Origin of the sequence: Paraburkholderia sp., from assembly GCF_035656215.1 — a bacterium.
Classification (GTDB): Bacteria; Pseudomonadota; Gammaproteobacteria; order Burkholderiales; family Burkholderiaceae; genus Paraburkholderia.
The window spans coordinates 17,972-35,615 of sequence record NZ_DASRSY010000405.1; the positions used below are offsets into that span (position 1 = coordinate 17,972).

Annotated in this window: 17 protein-coding genes; 8 read left to right on the forward strand and 9 right to left on the reverse strand. The window is 61.4% G+C overall.

Features of this window, described 5'->3' with window-relative positions; translation table 11 throughout:
* Positions 1-21: 21 nt before the first annotated feature.
* Together hemH and VFE81_RS23720 are read left to right on the forward strand one after the other, a co-directional pair.
* Positions 22-1,092, forward strand: a complete 1,071-nt coding sequence (gene hemH, locus VFE81_RS23715) for a ferrochelatase (protein WP_325046917.1) — start codon at positions 22-24, stop codon at positions 1,090-1,092.
* An 8-nt stretch (positions 1,093-1,100) separates the two neighbouring features.
* Positions 1,101-1,508 (forward strand): RNA-binding S4 domain-containing protein, encoded by a 408-nt coding sequence (locus VFE81_RS23720; RefSeq protein ID WP_325046918.1) that lies wholly within the window; start codon positions 1,101-1,103, stop codon positions 1,506-1,508.
* Here the strand turns inward: VFE81_RS23720 and VFE81_RS23725 are convergent.
* Complete coding sequence (locus VFE81_RS23725; RefSeq protein WP_012431795.1) at positions 1,480-1,641, reverse strand: hypothetical protein; 162 nt, start codon at positions 1,639-1,641, stop codon at positions 1,480-1,482. The two genes, VFE81_RS23720 and VFE81_RS23725, sit on opposite strands and share 29 nt — an antisense overlap.
* 378 nt (positions 1,642-2,019) lie before the next feature.
* On the opposite strand from VFE81_RS23725, the gene grpE reads away from it, so the two are divergent.
* The 5 genes from grpE (at position 2,020) to pabB (ending at position 8,508) form a co-directional block, all read left to right on the forward strand.
* Complete coding sequence (gene grpE / locus VFE81_RS23730) at positions 2,020-2,604, forward strand: nucleotide exchange factor GrpE (RefSeq protein WP_325046919.1); 585 nt, start codon at positions 2,020-2,022, stop codon at positions 2,602-2,604.
* A 45-nt stretch (positions 2,605-2,649) separates the two neighbouring features.
* Entirely contained in the window at positions 2,650-3,087 is a 438-nt protein-coding gene (locus VFE81_RS23735) for a thioredoxin family protein (RefSeq protein ID WP_325046920.1), read from the forward strand.
* Between the two features lie 154 nt (positions 3,088-3,241).
* A complete protein-coding gene (dnaK, locus tag VFE81_RS23740; protein WP_325046921.1) occupies positions 3,242-5,194 on the forward strand; it encodes a molecular chaperone DnaK in 1,953 nt (650 codons plus the stop codon).
* 266 nt (positions 5,195-5,460) lie between these two features.
* The gene (dnaJ, locus tag VFE81_RS23745) at positions 5,461-6,603 is read left to right on the forward strand and encodes a molecular chaperone DnaJ (RefSeq protein WP_325046922.1); all 1,143 of its coding nucleotides are present in this window, start codon (positions 5,461-5,463) and stop codon (positions 6,601-6,603) included.
* Positions 6,604-6,627: 24 nt separating this feature from the next.
* Positions 6,628-8,508 carry an aminodeoxychorismate synthase component I gene (gene pabB, locus VFE81_RS23750; protein ID WP_325046923.1) on the forward strand — a complete coding sequence of 627 codons (1,881 nt, stop codon included), beginning with the start codon at positions 6,628-6,630 and terminating at the stop codon, positions 8,506-8,508.
* A 364-nt stretch (positions 8,509-8,872) separates the two neighbouring features.
* Here the strand turns inward: pabB and panB are convergent, their stop codons facing one another.
* The 7 genes from panB to VFE81_RS23785 all read right to left on the reverse strand — a co-directional run bounded on the left by panB (position 8,873) and on the right by VFE81_RS23785 (position 15,213).
* Positions 8,873-9,688 (reverse strand): 3-methyl-2-oxobutanoate hydroxymethyltransferase, encoded by an 816-nt coding sequence (gene panB / locus VFE81_RS23755; RefSeq protein ID WP_325046924.1) that lies wholly within the window; start codon positions 9,686-9,688, stop codon positions 8,873-8,875.
* 36 nt (positions 9,689-9,724) lie between these two features.
* Positions 9,725-10,405: a deoxynucleoside kinase gene (locus VFE81_RS23760; RefSeq protein ID WP_325046925.1), complete on the reverse strand. Its 681-nt coding sequence runs from the start codon at positions 10,403-10,405 to the stop codon at positions 9,725-9,727.
* Positions 10,402-10,950, reverse strand: coding sequence for a 2-amino-4-hydroxy-6-hydroxymethyldihydropteridine diphosphokinase (folK, locus tag VFE81_RS23765; RefSeq protein ID WP_325046926.1), 549 nt, complete (start codon positions 10,948-10,950; stop codon positions 10,402-10,404). Before folK ends, VFE81_RS23760 begins: the two co-directional genes overlap by 4 nt.
* 48 nt (positions 10,951-10,998) lie before the next feature.
* Entirely contained in the window at positions 10,999-12,582 is a 1,584-nt protein-coding gene (pcnB, locus tag VFE81_RS23770) for a polynucleotide adenylyltransferase PcnB (protein WP_325046927.1), read from the reverse strand.
* Positions 12,579-13,265 (reverse strand): HAD family hydrolase, encoded by a 687-nt coding sequence (locus VFE81_RS23775; RefSeq protein ID WP_325046928.1) that lies wholly within the window; start codon positions 13,263-13,265, stop codon positions 12,579-12,581. The genes pcnB and VFE81_RS23775 overlap by 4 nt, the downstream gene beginning before the upstream one ends.
* Positions 13,258-14,043: a DnaA regulatory inactivator Hda gene (hda, locus tag VFE81_RS23780; RefSeq protein WP_325046929.1), complete on the reverse strand. Its 786-nt coding sequence runs from the start codon at positions 14,041-14,043 to the stop codon at positions 13,258-13,260. The genes VFE81_RS23775 and hda overlap by 8 nt, the downstream gene beginning before the upstream one ends.
* Positions 14,044-14,136: 93 nt before the next feature.
* Complete coding sequence (locus VFE81_RS23785) at positions 14,137-15,213, reverse strand: AI-2E family transporter (protein ID WP_325046930.1); 1,077 nt, start codon at positions 15,211-15,213, stop codon at positions 14,137-14,139.
* 158 nt (positions 15,214-15,371) lie between these two features.
* Between VFE81_RS23785 and purM the strand changes: the two genes are divergently transcribed.
* A complete protein-coding gene (gene purM, locus VFE81_RS23790; protein ID WP_325046931.1) occupies positions 15,372-16,439 on the forward strand; it encodes a phosphoribosylformylglycinamidine cyclo-ligase in 1,068 nt (355 codons plus the stop codon).
* An 85-nt stretch (positions 16,440-16,524) separates the two neighbouring features.
* Here the strand turns inward: purM and miaA are convergent, their stop codons facing one another.
* Entirely contained in the window at positions 16,525-17,472 is a 948-nt protein-coding gene (gene miaA, locus VFE81_RS23795) for a tRNA (adenosine(37)-N6)-dimethylallyltransferase MiaA (protein ID WP_325046932.1), read from the reverse strand.
* Between the last annotated feature and the right edge of the window lie 172 nt (positions 17,473-17,644).

Consider the following 17,644-nt stretch of genomic DNA (forward strand, 5'->3'; position numbering starts at 1 on the left):
AAGCGGTTATCCCTGCTGCCTATGCGCTTCGACCTCGAGCGGCCATCACAGAACGCCACGTCACATCGTGTCGCCGTGTTGCTGATCAATCTCGGCACGCCTGACGCGCCGACGCCGCGTGCGGTCCGTCGCTATCTTGCGCAGTTCCTGTCCGATCCTCGCGTGGTCGAAATTCCGGCGCTGCTCTGGCAGGTGATTCTGCGCTTGTTGATTTTGCCGTCCCGGAGCCGTTCGTCAGCGAAGAAGTACGCGGCCGTGTGGATGCCGGAGGGTTCGCCGCTGCGTGTCTTCACGGAGAAGCAGGTAGAAGGTCTGCGCCATCTGCTGCAATTGAACGACTACACAGTGCTGGTCGACTACGCCATGCGCTACGGCACGCCCGGCATTCCGGCGATGCTGAACCAGTTGAAGCTGGCGGGCGCCGAGCGCGTGCTGCTGGTGCCTATGTATCCGCAATACTCGTCGTCGACCACGGCCACGGCTTTCGACGATGTTTTTTCAGCCCTCAAGCGCATGCGCAATCAGCCGGAAATCCGCACGGTGCGCCAGTATGCCGATCATCCTGCGTATATCGCCGCGCTCGCCGCGCAGGTGCATCAGTACTGGCATCAGCACGGCAGACCGGACTTCGCGACCGGTGACAAGCTGGTGCTGAGTTTTCACGGCGTACCCAAGCGCACGATGGATCTTGGTGATCCGTATCACGAGCAATGCCAGCAGACCGGCGCTTTGTTGATGCAGGCGCTGGGATTGACGCAGGTGGAATGCCGCATCACGTTTCAGTCGCGGTTCGGCAAGGCCGAATGGCTGCAGCCGTACACGGCACCTACGCTGAAGGAATTGGGCTCGGCGGGCGTGCGGCGTGCGGACGTGTTTTGTCCTGGCTTTACCGCCGATTGCCTTGAAACGATTGAAGAAATCGGGATGGAAGTGCGCGACGATTTCCTGCGGGCGGGCGGCAAGGAGTTTCATCGGATTCCCTGCGTGAACGCTTCACACGCGTGGATTGCCGCGCTAGGCGAAATCGTCGCGCAGAATCTGCAGGGCTGGCCCGTGCAAGCGGTGCCGGTGCCGCACACGACCGGGGCTTAAGCAGGCTCATGAATTACAGGATTTCAACTGAACCGGGCGCGAAGCTGCGCATCGACAAATGGCTGTGGGCGGCGCGCTTCTTCAAGACCCGCTCGCTGGCGGCGGATGCCGTCGATAAAGGGCATGTGCGCATCGGCGGCGCGAGCGTCAAGCCGGCCAAAGATGTGCGGGTCGGCGACCTGGTCGAGATCGAGATTGAGCGGATTGTGTGGCAGGTGGAAGTGCTGGGCGTTTGTGAAGTGCGTGGCCCAGCCAGCGTCGCGCAGACGCTTTATGCGGAAACCGAAGAGAGCAAGGTGAAGCGGCAGGTCGAGCAGGAGCGGCGCAAGACGTACCGGGAACCGGCCGCCGCTTTACACGGCAGGCCGACCAAGCGCGACCGGCGCACTATCGACAAACTTTCAGGTGGGGATTGAACAGTTGTTCCATCGTCGCGTGCACACCGCCGTACTCGGTGGTGTGATCGTTGACGGCCCCGGACATGCAGATGGTCGTGGTGCCCGCGATCAGTACCAATGCGACCACCGATATTGCAAAGGTCAGTTTCACGGTACTCCCCTTGGGAAGATTCAGGATGGAAACAGGCTAATCAGGTGGAATTGCAAAATATCGGTAAGGCTTACGTCAGGTTAGGGTTAACGTGTCTTTTCCGATGCTTTAATGGAGCATAGGCCACTTGCCGAGCGCACTCAATCTCAATCTGATTGCGACGCAATAATGGTTGTAACCGGGCATTTCTGCCGCACGCCTGTGGTGCGAAAAGTTCCGGGAGAGGCGCTTGAATTGGGTCTTTCCGACCCCATCTGCCGTTTCGATATGCGTTAACGCATCAAGTTGTCTGTCGCTATTTTGCAACGCACCAATTGCGACAGTTTTTGACGCGTTGCCGTCACCGTTAGCTTTAACTTTTTAACGACTTTCAGCGACATGGAAAACACGCAAGAGAACCCGACGAGCCAGAATCCCACGCCCGCCGACGAAACCGCGCGCGAGGCCGCCGAGGCCGCAGCATCCCAGCAGGACGCGGCTGCGAACGCTGCTCCTGAAGCGCCGGCAACCGGCGCGGAAGCTGCATTGGCCGAAGCAGAGGCGAAGATCGTCGAGCTGCAGGAAAGCTTCCTGCGGGCAAAGGCTGAGACTGAGAACGTGCGCCGCCGCGCCCAGGAAGATGTCACCAAGGCCCACAAGTTCGCGATCGAAAGCTTCGCTGAGCATTTGCTGCCGGTGGTCGACAGCCTTGAAGCGGCGGTTGCCCACTCGTCCGACGACCTGCAAAAAGTGCGCGAAGGCGTCGAACTCACGCTGCGTCAGCTTTCCGGCGCATTGGAGAAGGGCCGCGTCGTCGCGCTGAACCCGGTCGGCGAGAAGTTCGACCCGCACCGTCACCAGGCTATTTCCATGGTGCCGGCCGATCAGGAACCGAACACTGTCGTTGCTGTGCTGCAAAAAGGCTTCGTGATCGCCGACCGCGTACTGCGTCCGGCTCTCGTGACCGTCGCGGCGCCGAAGTAGTCATCACAAGCCGCTGATCAGCCGTTCCGCCTGACAGGTACCGTCATGGCCAACATTCCCGTCGACGCCACCGCGTTCACCGTCTTTGGCATGCAGGAGCTCAACGCCGAGTCATTCGATGCGGGGCTCGCCGGAGCCGGTGATGAACTGGCCGTGGTGTTTTTCTGGGGTCTCGACTGCTTCAATTGCGAGATCGCCAAGAAGGCGATGCTGGCTCAGCCGGACGCGATTCGTGCGCTCGGTCTCAGATGGTTTCACAGCAACGTCTACGAGCATCGCGAACTGGGCAGGCGTTTCATGCTTCACGGCGTGCCCACCTGGTTCTTCTTTTGCCGAGGTAAACGGCTCGGCCGGGCAACTGGCTGGCACGGTCTTGGGCAGTTCGAGGCGGCGGTTGCCGCCGCGCGGGAAAAGATCCGGGCGGCCAATGTGGCCGGCAGCGCGACAAATGGTGAAAAAAGCGGCAAAAGTTCGGTCGATTGAAAAAAATTAAAGACCGCATCGTAAAAGAGGTCTTGAAAACGATGCGGACGCACTTATGTTGAGTGCAGGTATGAATTGAGAGCGGATCGTCGTCCTGCCAGATGGGCAAAAAACGGCGATTCCCGCAGCGATCAAAGTCAGGAGATTAGTAAAAATGGGCAAAATCATCGGTATCGACCTCGGCACGACCAACTCGTGCGTGGCGATCATGGAAGGTAATTCGGTCAAAGTGATCGAGAACTCGGAAGGCGCGCGCACCACGCCGTCGATCATCGCTTACATGGAAGACGGCGAGATTCTCGTCGGCGCGCCGGCTAAGCGTCAGTCGGTCACGAACCCGCGTAACACGCTGTACGCCGTCAAGCGCCTGATCGGCCGCCGCTTCGAAGAAAAAGAAGTGCAGAAAGACATCGCTCTGATGCCGTACAAGATCATGAAGGCCGATAACGGCGACGCATGGATCGAAGTGCGCGATCAGAAACTTGCGCCGCCGCAAATCTCCGCGGAAACGCTGCGCAAGATGAAGAAGACCGCTGAAGATTACCTCGGCGAGCCGGTCACCGAAGCTGTGATTACGGTTCCCGCGTACTTCAACGACAGCCAGCGCCAGGCTACCAAAGACGCAGGCCGCATTGCCGGTCTGGAAGTGAAGCGGATCATCAACGAACCGACCGCAGCCGCTTTGGCGTTCGGTCTGGACAAGGCCGAAAAGGGCGACCGCAAGATCGCGGTGTATGACCTGGGCGGCGGTACGTTCGACGTTTCGATCATCGAAATCGCTGATGTTGACGGTGAAATGCAGTTCGAAGTGCTGTCCACGAACGGCGATACGTTCCTCGGTGGTGAAGACTTCGACCAACGCATCATCGATTACATCATTGGCGAGTTCAAGAAGGAACAAGGCGTCGACCTGTCGAAAGACGTGCTCGCGCTGCAACGCCTGAAGGAATCGGCTGAAAAGGCGAAGATCGAACTGTCGTCGAGCCAGCAAACCGAAATCAACCTGCCGTACATCACGGCGGACGCATCGGGTCCGAAGCACTTGAACCTGAAAATCACGCGCGCCAAGCTGGAAGCGCTGGTTGAAGAGCTGATCGAACGCACCATCGAACCGTGCCGCACGGCGATCAAGGACGCAGGCGTGAAGGTCGGCGAAATCGACGACGTGATTCTGGTCGGCGGTATGACCCGCATGCCGAAGGTGCAGGACAAGGTTAAGGAATTCTTCGGCAAGGAACCGCGCCGCGACGTGAACCCGGACGAAGCCGTGGCCGTTGGCGCCGCGATTCAAGGCCAGGTTCTGTCGGGTGACCGCACGGACGTTCTGCTGCTCGACGTGACCCCGCTGTCACTCGGCATCGAAACGCTCGGCGGCGTGATGACGAAGATGATCAACAAGAACACCACGATCCCGACCAAGCACGCACAGGTCTACTCGACGGCTGACGACAATCAGGGCGCCGTGACGATCAAGGTGTTCCAGGGCGAGCGCGAAATGGCAGCGGGCAACAAGCTGCTGGGCGAGTTCAACCTCGAAGGCATTCCGCCCGCACCGCGCGGCACGCCGCAGATCGAAGTGAGCTTCGACATCGACGCGAACGGTATTCTGCACGTCGGTGCGAAAGACAAGGCGACCGGCAAGGAAAACCGCATCACGATCAAGGCGAACTCGGGTCTGTCCGAAGCCGAAATCGAAAAGATGGTGAAGGACGCCGAAGCGAACGCGGAAGAAGATCACAAGCTGCGTGAGTTGGCCGATGCCCGCAACCAGGGCGATGCGCTGGTCCACAGCACGAAGAAGGCGCTCACCGAATACGGCGACAAGCTGGACGCCAGCGAGAAGGAAGCGATCGAAACCGCGCTGAAGGACCTCGAAGAAACGCTGAAGAGTGGTTCGAGCGACAAGGCAGCGATCGAAGCCAAGATCGAAGTGGTGGCCACGGCCTCGCAGAAGATGGGCGAGAAGATGTACGCCGACATGCAGGCTGCGCAAGGTGCCGAAGCTGCAGCAGCGGGCGCGGCAGGTGCGGGTGCATCGGCGGGTGGCGCGAGCCAGCAGCAGGACGACGTGGTCGACGCTGATTTCAAGGAAGTGAAGAAAGACTAAAGCCGGGTCGCAATCTGACCGTAAAGCCGCGCACAGCGATGTGTGCGGCCTGGCTGCAAAACGGTTTGCTCCCGTCCGGGTGCATGAACCTGCAAAGCGGTTATCGCGCCTGGTGAGCCTTTTTGGGCTCTCCGGGCACATTTGTTTTATGGAGGGCGTTGTTTGAACCGCGTCAAAACGGTGTGAACAGCGGCCGGACGAGTCGCAAGACTCCAGCATTCAAGAGGAGCCACCGCGCCCCATTGCGCGAGTGGCGTTGAACCGATATGGCGAAACGGGATTACTACGAGGTTCTGGGCGTCGCAAAGAACGCGAGCGACGACGAAATCAAGAAGGCTTATCGCAAGCTTGCGATGAAGCACCACCCCGACCGTAATCCGGGCAACAAGGATGCGGAAGAGCATTTCAAAGAGGTGAAGGAAGCCTATGAAATGCTGTCGGACTCGCAAAAGCGTGCTGCGTACGATCAGTACGGCCACGCGGGCGTCGATCCGAACATGGGCGGAGCCGGTGCGCAAGGCTTCGGCGGTTTTGCCGATGCGTTCGGCGATATTTTCGGCGACATCTTCGGCCAGGCGGCCGGCGGTGCCGCACGCGGCGGTGGAGGCCGTGCCGGCCCTCAGGTGTATCGCGGCGCTGATCTGCGCTACAGCATGGAAATCACGCTGGAACAGGCTGCGCACGGCTACGACACGCAGATTCGCGTGCCGAGTTGGGTGTCGTGCGAAATCTGTCATGGTTCGGGCGCCAAGCCCGGCACCAAGCCGGAAACCTGCCCGACCTGTAGCGGCTCGGGTCAGGTGCGGATGTCGCAGGGTTTCTTCAGCATCCAGCAGACTTGTCCGAAGTGCCATGGCACCGGCACCTATATCCCCGACCCGTGTGGCCATTGCCACGGCGCGGGCAAGGTGAAGGAAACCAAGACGCTGGAAGTGAAGATCCCGGCAGGTATCGACGACGGCATGCGTATCCGCTCGGCCGGCAACGGTGAGCCGGGTATCAACGGCGGTCCGTCGGGCGATCTGTACGTCGAGATTCACATCAAGCAACACTCGGTGTTCGAACGCGACGGCGATGACCTGCATTGCCAGATGCCGATTCCGTTCACCACGGCGGCACTCGGCGGCGAAATCGAAGTGCCGACCCTCGCGGGCCGCGCGAGCTTCACGGTGCCGGAAGGCACGCAGTCGGGCAAAACGTTCCGTCTGCGTGGCAAGGGAATCAAGGGGCTGCGTTCCAGCATTGCCGGCGATCTGTACGTGCATGTGCAAGTCGAAACGCCGGTCAAGCTCACCGAGCCGCAGCGCGAGTTGCTTCAGCAATTCGAGAAGGCGCTCGTGGAAGGCGGCGCGCGGCATAGCCCGCAGAGCAAGAGCTGGTTTGATCGGGTGAAGAGCTTCTTCGATTAATAGCGGTTTGATTTGGCGGCAAGCATGACGGCAGATGAGCGCGACGCAGTTTTCGCGTTGCTCGACGATTGCGACGCGACGGCGGCGCGCCGTTCGAGTCGTCTGTACACGGGTTTTGTGCATGAACGGGTTTGCGCGGATGCTGCGCAACTCGAAGCCGTGTGCGAGACCGTGGCCGCGGACACGCAGCGTGGTTTGCATGCCGTCGTGCTCGCCGACTATGAGTTTGGCCGGCATCTTCTCGACGATGGCCTTGCTCAAGGGGCATTGAAAAAAACGCAGCGTGGCGATGCCACGCTGCGTTTTTTATTGTTTGAACGTTGCGAGAAACTGTCGCGCGACGACGTAGACGCGTGGCTCATGGAACGTGACGGCGGCGCGGCCGATGCGTCGGTGGCGGGCACGGCGAACGTGCGCGCGAGCGTCGATCCTAAGCAATTCAACGAAGCGATCGACGCAATCCATGCGGCCCTGCGTGTGGGCGATTCTTATCAGGTCAACTACACGTACCGGCTTGGTTTCGATGTATTCGGCTCGCCGACCGCGCTTTATCGGCGTCTGCGGGCCCGTCAGCCGGTGCCGTACGGTGCGCTGATCGCGTTATCGGACGGCAACTGGGTGCTGTCATGCTCACCGGAGCTGTTCATCGAGAAGGATGGCGTCATGTTGCGCGCCCGGCCGATGAAAGGCACGGCGCCGCGATCAGCCGATCCCGTGGCCGATCGGCATGCCGCCGAGTTCCTTGCAAACGATCCGAAGAATCGCGCCGAAAACGTGATGATCGTCGACCTGCTGCGCAACGATCTGTCGCGCGTGGCGCAAACGGGCTCGGTCAATGTGCCGGCGCTGTTTTCGGTCGAGCCGTATGCGTCGGTCTGGCAGATGACGTCGACGGTGCACTCGACGTTGCGCGCCGGCACATCTTTCGCCGGAATCATGCGCGCGCTGTTTCCATGCGGATCGATCACCGGTGCGCCGAAGCATCGCACGATGCAATTGATCGACGAGCTCGAAAGTACGCCGCGTGGTCTTTACACTGGCGCGATCGGTTGGCTTGATGCCACCACAAGCGAAAACATCTGCGGTGACTTTTGCCTGTCCGTCGCGATCCGCACATTGACCTTAAGCCCGACCGCGCAGCCGGGTGAACTGCAAGGCAAAATGGGCGTCGGCGCGGGCATCGTACTCGATAGCGTTGCCGCGGACGAATATGCGGAGTGCCAATTGAAGGCCAGCTTTCTGACCGGTGCCGAACCGGGTTTCGAACTCTTCGAAACGATGCATGCGACGCGGGAAGAGGGCGTGCGGCATCTGCCGCACCATCTCGCGCGACTCTCGGCGAGTGCCGCGACGCTGGGTTTCAGACTCGATGACGAAAACGGAATTCGCGCGCAAATCGCAGAGAAATGTGCGGCGTTGCCAGCGCAAACCCCACACCGTATGCGCCTCGCATTAAGTAAAAACGGTACGGTGGTAGTAACCATGGCAGTGCTGACTCCGCTGGCCGGCTCGACTGTCGGCGTGCTGCTTGGGCCAGATCACGCATTCTCCGCGACGGACGCCAACGATCCGCTGCTGCGCCACAAAACCACCCGCCGCGCCGAATACGATCGCGGCTGGCGTGAAGCGGAAGCGAAGGGCGCTTTCGACACGCTGTTCTTTAACGAGCGCGGCGAGTTGACCGAAGGCGGCCGGTCGAACGTATTTGTGAAGCTGGCGGGACAGTGGTGGACACCGCCGCTAAAGTCAGGCGTGCTGCCCGGGATTATGAGGGGCGTACTGCTAGAGGATGCCGGCCTTCACGCGGCTGAACGCGTGCTGACTCGAGTCGATGTGCTGAATGCCGAAGCGCTGCTGGTGTGCAACGCACTGCGTGGCGCGGTACAAGCGCACGTGCTGGACTAAGGTAAGGCCAAGGCTAAAGCTAAAGCGGAAGGCCGCCGCATAGCCGGCCTTGAGCATTGCGTGTCGCCGCAGCGGCTTAACTGTGGCGAACGCGCAGCAAGCGGGCCATCCATCCGGACAGGCGTGCGTGCCACGTGGATTTCCGCACGTCATGCTGTGCGGTGGCGTGGTCGCGGATTCCCGCTATGTCGATCAGGCAAAAGGGGCTCATGGTCATCTCTCTTCGGCTCGCGGCTAAGCCGCGTTAATGGGTAGACGAAGATAGATGACCTGGTTTGCAGGCGATATCAGACGGGTCCCAAACAGGCACGACTGCGAGGCGCAACCGCGCCCGCTCGAGGTAGTCCGCTATCAGATCACGCGTTCAGAACGTGTGCTCAGGCCCCGGGAACGAGCCGTCCTTCACGGCACGCACATACGCTTCCACGGCGGCCTGAATGTTCGGCTGCCCTTGCATGAAATCCTTCACAAAGCGCGGCCGTTTGCCGGGGAAAATCCCCAGCATGTCGTGCAGCACCAGCACCTGACCCGAGCAATCCAGGCCCGCGCCGATGCCGATCGTCGGAATCCGCAATTGCTTTGTGACTTCGCTCCCAAGCAGCGTCGGAATCGCTTCGATCACGATCAGTTGAGCGCCCGCATTCTGCACGGCGAGCGCGTCGCGCAGTACCTGACTCGCGCCGGCGTCGGTCTTGCCCTGTACCTTGAAGCCGCCGAACGCATGCACCGATTGCGGCGTCAGACCGACGTGCGCGCACACCGGGATCGACCGTTCGACCAGAAAGCGCACCGTGTCCACGAGCCACTCGCCACCCTCGAGCTTCACCATCTGTGCGCCGGCGCGCATGAGTTCCACCGAGCTCCTGAAGGCGTCCTCCGGCGTGCCGTACGTGCCGAACGGCAGGTCGGCTACCACCAGCGCCGAGGGCTGGGCCCGTGCGACGCTCGCCGTGTGATACGCGATGTCGGTGAGCGACACCGGCAGCGTAGTCGTCTGGCCTTGCAGCACATTGCCGAGCGAGTCGCCGATCAGCAACACGTCGACGCCCGCGCGATCCAGCAGCGCGGCGAAGCTCGCGTCGTAACAGGTCAGCATGGCGATCTTTTCGCCGGCATCGCGCATTGCCTGCAGTTTCGGCACGGTGATGGCGTTCCGGCTCGCTTCCTGCAAATAGGTCATGGGGAAATCCGTTGGAAAAAAGAGAGGGCGCGCCGCTTAAAGCGACGTGCCTTTGACAAAGAATTCCTTGCGACCGCGCATGGTTTCGATGCGTTCGGTGAGTAGCGCAAGGTCTGCGTCCGAGTCGAGCGGATTCAGATGTTCAGCGTTGACCGTCAACACGGGGGTGCGGTCGTAGTGATAGAAAAACTCGTTGTAGGCGTCGCAGAGCGCGTGCAGATACGCATCGGAGATTTGCAGTTCCATTGGCACGGCGCGCTTCTGGATGCGGGCGAACAGCACTTCAGGACTGGCTTGCAGATAGACCACGAAATCCGGCGCCGGCGCGCTCACGTCGAGTCGTGCGGCGAGGGCGCGATAAAGCTGCCACTCGTCTTCCTGCAGCGTCAGACGCGCGAAGATGTCGTTCTTCTGCGTCATGAAATCGGCGATAAGCGATGTGCCCGCCACATGCGCGGCCACCACTTCCTGGGCTTGCTGCGCGCGCTGTAAGGCGAAATGCAATTGCGCGGGCAACGCATAACGCGCGGTGTCGCGATAAAAGCGTTCGAGAAAGGGATTGTCTTGCGGCCGCTCGAACAGTTCCTGCATCGACCAGCGCTGGGCGAGCCGCCGTGCGAGCGAGGTTTTGCCGACGCCGATCGGCCCTTCGATCGCGAGGTAGCCGAAGGGCGGCCGTAATTGCGGCGCGGTGACGGTGAGTGGTGGCGAATTCATTCGCAACGGCCCTTGTCCCCGACAGGGACGTCAGCAGTCAATGCATTGAGCATTGGACATTGGCAGGGTCCCTTCACCTTTTCGATGCGCTGATCGCTCACGCCGTCAAGCAGGGCCTCGGCTCGGCCGTGTTGCGGGATGATCAGCGCTGCGTCGATCTCGACCAGCGGCACGAGTGCAAAGGCGCGTTCGATCAATCGCGGATGCGGCACGATCAGATCGGCTTCGTCGATCGATTGATTGCCGAATAGCAGAATGTCCAGATCGAGCGTGCGCGGTGCGTTGCGAAACGGCCGCTCACGGCCGAACTGATGCTCGATCTTGTGGCACAGCGCGAGCAGATGCCGCACGGGGAGCGTCGTATCGACCTTCACGACGCAGTTGAAATAATCGTCGCCACCCGCGTCGATCGGGGCGGTGCGATACAGGCTCGACTTGGCGAGCACGCTGATGGTGTGCTGTTGTGCCAGGCACACCACCGCGTCTTTCAGGGTCTGGCGCGCGTCCCCGAGATTCGCGCCGAGGCCGAGATAAGCAACCGTCATGGCATAACTTCCTGCAACTATCGTTCGACGGCAATAGCCAACGCTGTGTCAGTCTTCGTGCGGGCCGTCATGGCCCGCGTCGCTGGCTGTGCGTTCGGCTTGCGTGCCGCCCTCCATTCCGTCGCCCGGTTTGCGGGTTCTGGCGCCACTGCTGCGCCTCCGTCGTTTTCTGGGGCTTCGGTCCTTCCCGCCTTGCGTGAGCAATGTCTCACGCGCAGCGACGTCTCCTTCGATGAACTCCGTCCACCACGCACCGACCGACTCCTCGAGTTCGCCCGATTCGCAGCGCAACAGGAGGAAATCATACCCCGCTCTAAATCTTTGGTGTTCCAACAGCTTTAGCGCGCTTCTTCCCGAGCGTTTCTCGAGGCGCAACTGCAGGCCCCAGATCTCGCGCATATCCGACGAAAAGCGCTTGTGGATCGCGAGCTTCTCGGTTTGCATGTCGAGGACTTCGTCCATTGCGCGATGCAAGGCCGGAACCGGATATTCGCCGTTCGCTTCAAATTGTTGCCAGCGCGTCTGTACGTCGTGCCACAGCAGCGTGGCGAACAGGAAGCCTGGCGAAACCGGCTTGCCGGCGCGCACGCGGTTGTCCGTGTTGGTCAGCGCGAGCGTGATGAATTTCTCGCCGATCGGCTGCTCCAGCACCACGTCCAGCAGCGGCAGCAGGCCATGATGCAGACCTTCCTGGCGAAGACGTCTCAAACAGGCGAGCGCGTGACCCGATAGCATCAGCTTGAGCATCTCGTCGAACAGACGCGCGGCCGGCACGTTGTTGATCAGATCGGCCATGTTGGCGATCGGTGCACGGGTCGTGTCTTCGATCTCGAAGTCGAGCTTGGCGGCAAAACGCACCACGCGCAGCATGCGCACCGGGTCTTCGCGATAACGCGTGGCCGGGTCGCCGATCATGCGCAACAGGCGCGCGCGCATGTCGGCCATGCCGTTGTGATAGTCCAGCACGGTTTGCGTAGCCGGATCGTAGTACATCGCGTTGATCGTGAAGTCACGGCGGGTGGCGTCTTCGTGCTGCTCGCCCCACACGTTGTCGCGCAACACGCGACCGCTGGCGTCCACCGCATGCGTGCGGCGGTCGAGCTCGTCGCGCTTGAGACGGCGCGGCGGCGCGGCGTCGGCTGCGGGCGGATCGACCAGCGCGCGGAACGTCGAGGTTTCGATGATTTCCTGACCGAACTGTACATGCACGATCTGAAACCGGCGTCCGATAATACGCGCGCGGCGGAACAGCTTCTGCACCTGTTCGGGCGTGGCGTCGGTTGCGACGTCGAAGTCTTTCGGCTTGATGCCGAGCAGCAGATCGCGCACCGCACCGCCGACGATAAACGCGCGATGCCCCGCCTCTTGCAGACCCTCGGTGACGCGAATCGCGTTCCTCGAGATCAGCGACTGGTCGATGCCATGCACGTCGTGCGGAATGATGACGGGCACGTCGGGGTCCCGCACGGCTTTTGCGGCCGGCCGGGCCGTTTTGCGGCGCGCTTTGCCGGCGCTGGACGCGTTGCGTGCCGATGCCTCGCCGGCTTCGTCTGATTCGGTTTCGGCGGGCGTGGTGTTGTCAGCGGGCGCCGAGTCCTGGCCGAATAGCTTGCGTATAAGTTTTTTGATCACGAGGGTTGAAAGAGTTCGAGGATGCGCCAGCCTTTGGCCTGCGCATGGGCGCGCAATGTGTCGTCGGGATTGGTCGCGATCGGATCGGTGACCTTTTCGAGCAGCGGGATGTCGTTGTGCGAGTCGCTATAGAAATAGCTGTGCTCGAAGTCGCTCCAGATCTTGCCAAGCGATGCCAGCCAGGCCTCGGTACGGACGATCTTGCCTTCCTTGTAGCTGGGCGTGCCGGTGGGGCGGCCGGTGTACGGCGAATGCGGCTGGCCGTCGACGGTTTCCGCTTCGCAGGCGATCAGCGCATCGACACCGAACGCCTGCGCGATCGGGCGGGTGATGAATTCGTTGGTCGCCGTGACCACGCAGCAGAGATCGCCGGCTTCACGGTGCTCCCTGACCAGCTCCAGCGCGACCGGAAAGATCGCCGGCTTGATCACTTCATGCATGTACTGCGCGTGAAGGTCGGCGAGCTGCGCGCGCGTGTATTTGGCGAGCGGCGTGAGCATGGCGATCAGATAAGCGTGAATGTCGAGCTTGCCGGCTTTGTAGTCGGCGAAAAAGCGGTCGTTTTCACGGGCGAAATTTTCGGCGTCGACCATGCCTTGTTTCACCATGAAGCGGCCCCATTCGTGGTCGCTGTCGGTGGGAATGAGCGTGTGATCGAGGTCGAAGAGTGCGAGATTAGCCATGGGGGCCCATTTTACTTGAAGCGGCGGCGGGGGACGCGGATGACGCGGCGGCCGACACAGATGAGGCGGGCGCCGTTCGCCGTTCATCGGCGTCGGGCGAGGCCAGCATGGTGCGCAGGAGCGGCAGCGTAACCGCGCGCTTCTGTTCGAGCGAGAAGCGATCGAGCGCGTCGAGCAACGCCATCAGGCTCGGCATATCGCGGCGAAAATGCGTGAGCAGGTAGGCCGGGACGTCGTCGGCAAGCATGATGCCGCGCTCGCGCGCTGCGTGTTTCAGCACTGCGGCTTTGCCTTCATCCGGTAGCGGCGCGAGGTGAAACACGAGGCCCCAGCCGAGGCGCGTGCGCAGATCTTCGCGCACCGTCATGCCGATCGGCGCCGCATTGCCCGCGGCGACGAGCGCGCTGGTGGGGTGCGCGCGCACTTCGTTGAACAGGTTGAACACGGCAATCTGCTGCGCCGCGGACAGGCCGTCGCAATCGTCTATCGCATACAGCGCGACGCGCGGGTCGAACGTGAAGGCGGCGAGGCTGCTCTGTGGACCGGCAAAGCGTGCATGACCCGGCGGCGCTTCGTGCACCAGCGCCTGCAACAGGTGTGTGCGGCCGCTGCCGGCTTCGCCCCAGATGTAGAAGGTGCGATCGGCCACTGGCCCGGCCGCGAGCGCGTTGTCGAGCTCGCGCAGCCGCGTGACCAGCTCGGCGTTGGCGCCAGCGAAGAAATTGTCGAATGTCGATGGCGGCGGGGTGCCGAGATCGAGCGTCAGTTGACGAAGCACAGTAGGTTAATGCCGAAAATGAGGCTTAGGCCGCAAATGGCCCAGACTTCGGACCCTAAAACGTGAATGGACAGTCAATGAGCAGTCAGTGACTCAGTTGTTGTAAAGCGTGCTTTCCAGATAGCTTTGACGCAACTCGCGCATGGCCACCGACAGAATGGCGCTGACCGGCAGCGCCAGCAACACGCCGAAAAAGCCGAACAGTTGACCGAACGCGAGCAACGCGAAGATTACCGCGAGCGGGTGCAGGCCGATCCGTTCGCCGACGAGGCGCGGCGTGAGATAAAAACTTTCCACGATCTGGCCAACGCCGTAAATCAATGCGACCGCGCCGAAGCCGTACCAGTCGCCGAATTGCAGCAGTGCCGCGAGCAGCGCCAGCGCGAGACCGGTTGCAAAACCGATGTACGGGATGAACACCGCGAGGCCCGTGAAAATACCCACCGGCAGCGCGATCTCGAAGCGTGCGATGGTCAGCGCAATCGCATAATAGACCGCGAGCACCCCCATCACGAGCAACTGGCCGCGCAGGTACTGCGACAGCATCTGGTCCATGTCGCGTGCGAGTTGCAGCGTCTTGTCGAGCCAGCGGCGCGGCACCACGATCTGCATGCGGGCGAGCATACGGTTCCAGTCGTACAGCAGATAAAACAGCACGAGCGGCACCATCACGAGATTGCCGACCACCGTGATCATCACGTTGCCGCTGGTGCGGACGGATGTCCACACATAAAGCGCGACGGTCTGCGCGCTGCCTTCGAGCTGCCCCATCACGAGATCGCGGATACTGGCGAAATCGAGCGAGTCGGCGAGGCCCAGCATGGCGAGCTTGGGTTGCAGCCACGCGCTCACGTGCGCAAACAGCACGGGCACCTGCTGCTTCAACTGCGGACCTTCTTTCTGGATGACGACCAGCACCAGCAGCACGAGCAGCGTCATCAGCAACGAGAACAGCAGCATCATCAGCAAGGCGGCGAGTCCGCGCGGCACTCGGCGGCGCACCATCCACGCGACACCCGGTTGCAGAATGTACGCGAGAATGGCGCCGAGCAGGAACGGCGTGAGGACCGGACTCAATAGCCAGAGCAGAATGCCGACGCCCAGCGCGATCGCCAGCCAGATAAAGGCGCGGCGTTGCACAGGCGTCAGGATCGAGGAGTTCTGTTGCAAAGTTGTTTCCAGGTGTCGTCCCGACCGGAAGATTCAGGATGATTCAAATTCCAGCCAGACGGCCGGCAACTCTGTATGGGACCAGAGTAAGCGCTGAAGCGCCAACTCTGGTCGGCATCGGGTAAAATCGCATTTTACCGACCTTCGAGCTCTTCCCCATGAATCAACCGAAATCCGCCCCGAATTCAACTGATTCGGCCCAAGGGTTGTCGTATCGCGACGCTGGCGTGGACATCGACGCGGGTGACGCCCTTGTCGACGCGATCAAGCCCTTTGCCAAAAAGACGATGCGCGACGGCGTACTGGGTGGCATTGGCGGGTTTGGCGCGCTGTTTGAAGTGCCGAAGAAATACAAGGAACCGGTGCTGGTTTCGGGCACCGACGGTGTCGGCACCAAGCTGCGCCTCGCGTTCCAACTGAACAAACATGACACCGTCGGCCAGGATCTGGTGGCGATGAGCGTGAACGACATTCTGGTGCAAGGCGCCGAGCCGTTGTTCTTCCTCGATTATTTCGCTTGCGGCAAGCTGGACGTCGCCACGGCGGCAACGGTCGTGAAGGGTATCGCGCATGGCTGCGAATTGTCCGGCTGCGCGCTGATCGGTGGCGAGACGGCTGAAATGCCGGGCATGTATCCGGACGGCGAATACGATCTGGCCGGTTTTGCGGTCGGCGCGGTGGAAAAGAGCAAGATTATCGATGGCAGCACGATCGCCCCGGGCGATGTGGTGCTGGGTTTGGCTTCCAGCGGTATCCATTCGAACGGTTTTTCGCTGGCGCGCAAGATCATCGAGCGTGCGCAGCCTGATCTGAACGCGGATTTTGATGGCCGCTCGCTGGCCGACGCTTTGATGGCGCCTACGCATATTTATGTGAAGCCTTTGCTGGCCTTGATGCAGCAGATCGCTGTGAAGGGTATGGCGCACATCACTGGCGGCGGGCTGGTCGAGAATATTCCGCGCGTTCTGCGTGAAGGTCTGACGGCCGAGCTGGATCACCGTGGCTGGCCGTTGCCGCCGCTGTTCTCATGGCTGCAGAAGCACGGCGGCGTGGCGGATGCGGAAATGCACCGCGTGTTCAACTGCGGGATCGGGATGGCGGTGGTTGTGTCTGCTGTTGATGCTGACACGGCGATCGGCCTGTTGTCGGCTGCCGGCGAGCAAGTCTGGAAGATCGGCGTGATTCGCGAAAGCGCGGCCGGCGAAGCTCAAACGGTAGTCGTCTAACCAGACGCTTAACCTTAACCAGCCTGACCCAAGGCTGGTTTGCCTGCGCGGCGTACAGAACGAAAACGCCGCGTGGGCAAAAACCTCAAATCAACGCTTCAATCAAGCTGACGATCTGCGCAGTCGCATTGGGATCGCAGCAATCAACCACCACCCGCTCTGTCATGCTGCGCAGCCATGTGAGTTGCCGCTTGCACAATTGCCGGGTAGCAAAGACCCCCTTATCCCGCATGGTCGAATAATCGACCGCCCCGTCGAGATATTCCCAGACCTGCCGATATCCCACGCAGCGCATGGACGGCATCTCGGGTGACAAATCCCCGCGCTCGCGCAATTTCATCACTTCGTCGACAAAGCCGTCGGCCAGCATGGCATCGAAGCGCTTTTCGATGCGCGCGTGCAGCACGCTCCGGTCGGAAGGCTCCAACGCAATAGGCACGAAGTGCCATGCCAGAGCGGCGTCATCCGTTCGAGCGGGCGCGGCCAGCAAAGCGGACATCGCTTGCCCGGTCAGCATGAAAACCTCGAGCGCCCGCTGAATCCGCTGCGAATCGTTCGGCGCGAGGCGAGCCGCTGTAATGGGATCGATAGCGGCAAGCCGCGCATGCATGGCCGGCCAGCCGTCGCGTGCGGCGTCGGTATCGAGTGTTGCACGCACGTCGGCATCGGCGGCGGGCAGGTCGTTCAACCCCTGAGTGAGCGCCCTGTAATACAGCATCGTTCCGCCGACCAATAACGGCAGCCGCCCGCGTGCGCTGATCTCGCCGATCAGGCGCAACGCGTCGCTGCGAAATTCCGCCGCCGAATACGCGTCCGCCGGATCGACGATATCGATCAGGTGATGCGGCGCCACTGCGCGCTCTTCCGGCGTCGGCTTGGCGGTGCCGATGTCCATCTCTCGATAGACCAACGCCGAATCGACGCTGACGATTTCAACTGGCCGCCGTGCGGCTAGCGCCAGCGCGGCAGCGGTTTTGCCAGATGCAGTGGGGCCTAGCAGGCAAGGGATTGGTGCGGGAGTGCGTGAAGTCATAGGCAAGACGGCGCGCGCCGAAGAAGCGTAACCAGGCGCACTGTCATTGCCCGCGCATGAACAACCGATCGAGATCGGATAGCGTCAACTGATACCACGTCGGACGCCCGTGGTTGCATTGGTCGGCGCGCTCGGTCGCCTCCATCTGGCGCAGCAGCGCGTTCATTTCGTC

Bases quoted from the DNA above. Each gene is read 5' to 3' on its own strand.
- VFE81_RS23720 (WP_325046918.1), top strand. From the start codon at position 1,101: ATGAATTACAGGATTTCAACTGAACCGGGCGCGAAGCTGCGCATCGAC.
- dnaK (WP_325046921.1), top strand. From the start codon at position 3,242: ATGGGCAAAATCATCGGTATCGACCTCGGCACGACCAACTCGTGCGTG.
- dnaJ (WP_325046922.1), top strand. From the start codon at position 5,461: ATGGCGAAACGGGATTACTACGAGGTTCTGGGCGTCGCAAAGAACGCG.
- VFE81_RS23760 (WP_325046925.1), bottom strand. From the start codon at position 10,405: ATGAATTCGCCACCACTCACCGTCACCGCGCCGCAATTACGGCCGCCC.
- pabB (WP_325046923.1), top strand. From the start codon at position 6,628: ATGACGGCAGATGAGCGCGACGCAGTTTTCGCGTTGCTCGACGATTGC.
- miaA (WP_325046932.1), bottom strand. From the start codon at position 17,472: ATGACTTCACGCACTCCCGCACCAATCCCTTGCCTGCTAGGCCCCACT.
- grpE (WP_325046919.1), top strand. From the start codon at position 2,020: ATGGAAAACACGCAAGAGAACCCGACGAGCCAGAATCCCACGCCCGCC.
- VFE81_RS23735 (WP_325046920.1), top strand. From the start codon at position 2,650: ATGGCCAACATTCCCGTCGACGCCACCGCGTTCACCGTCTTTGGCATG.
- purM (WP_325046931.1), top strand. From the start codon at position 15,372: ATGAATCAACCGAAATCCGCCCCGAATTCAACTGATTCGGCCCAAGGG.
- hemH (WP_325046917.1), top strand. From the start codon at position 22: ATGCGCTTCGACCTCGAGCGGCCATCACAGAACGCCACGTCACATCGT.
- panB (WP_325046924.1), bottom strand. From the start codon at position 9,688: ATGACCTATTTGCAGGAAGCGAGCCGGAACGCCATCACCGTGCCGAAA.
- VFE81_RS23775 (WP_325046928.1), bottom strand. From the start codon at position 13,265: ATGGCTAATCTCGCACTCTTCGACCTCGATCACACGCTCATTCCCACC.
- folK (WP_325046926.1), bottom strand. From the start codon at position 10,950: ATGACGGTTGCTTATCTCGGCCTCGGCGCGAATCTCGGGGACGCGCGC.